The following is a 1,009-nucleotide window of genomic DNA, read 5'->3' as shown; positions in this document are numbered from 1 at the left end:
GCCGTATCCGCCGCCGGTGCTGTCGCGGTCCCGCCGGTCGCTGGCACCGGCGCGGCCGCGCCGGCCGTCGGGAGGGCCGAGGCGGAGGCGGCCGAGGCGGGAGCGGAGGCGGCCGGGGCGGAGGCGGCCGAGGCGGGAGCGTTTGGGGCGGAGGCGGCCGACCGGATGGTCAGACGGTTGTCGACCGTGGCGGCCGGCAGCGTCCTGCGGGTCTCGGCGAGGACGGCCGAGAGCAGCCGGGCCTCCTCCCCGGCGTCCGCCACGCCCCCCTCCAGAACCACCGAGGAACCGGCGATCGTCACCTTGTGCTCACCGGCGGCCGTCGTGAGCGTGCGGGCCAGGTCCGCGAGAACGGTGACCGGCGGCGCGGCCACGGCGGGGTCGACCGTCACCTTCCCGGTCAGCGTGCCGGTGCCCGCCGCCGCGGCCGCGCCGAGCACCTGCTCACGGGCGGCCCGGTCGGGCACGGTGGCGGTGACGGTGAGCGAGTCACCATCGACCGCGATCACGAAGGGCCTGGCGGCGGCGCCGGAAAGCAGCGCCGGCACGATGCGGATGTCGCCGCCCAACGAGGCCGACCGTGCCCCGGGCACCCGCGCCACCACCTGGCGGGCCGCCTCGGCGTCGGTGAGGCTGGGGAACGTGCCGTGCACGGTGGCGTCCCGGCCGTCGAAGCTCACCCGCGCGCCGTCCTGGCCGTGCGAGCGCACCGCCAGGACGGCGCGGTCGGCAAGCTCGTCCTCGATGGGCTCACGCCGCAGCCCGAACGCCAGCAACGCCAGCAGCAGCCAGGCAACGACCAGGCACAGGGAGAACACAACCGGACGGGGCCGCTTCAGCGCGGCGATCTGGGCCAAGGACATCGACTGGTCTCCGCACGGATTCTGGCTGGATGGCTCTTCTGGCGGGGCTCTTCTGGCGGGGGCTGCTGGCCGGGGACTGCCGGCCGGGACATCGTGACCGGCTACGCCGGGCCACGGGCCACCGTGGCTGTGATCCATCACGACCG

General features: G+C 76.1%; 1 protein-coding gene. It reads right to left on the bottom strand.

All coding sequences use genetic code 11. The features are described 5' to 3' along the window. The coding region (locus NBW84_RS14450; protein ID WP_250285251.1) for an OmpA family protein at positions 1 to 863 on the bottom strand (863 nt) is incomplete at its 3' end. Between the last annotated feature and the right edge of the window lie 146 nt (positions 864 to 1,009).

This window comes from Protofrankia sp. CiP1_Cm_nod2, assembly GCF_920664355.1.
Lineage (GTDB): Bacteria > Actinomycetota > Actinomycetes > Frankiales > Frankiaceae > Protofrankia.
The sequence above is the reverse complement of the archived record's forward strand: the minus strand, read 5'-3'. Positions and strand labels throughout refer to the sequence as shown.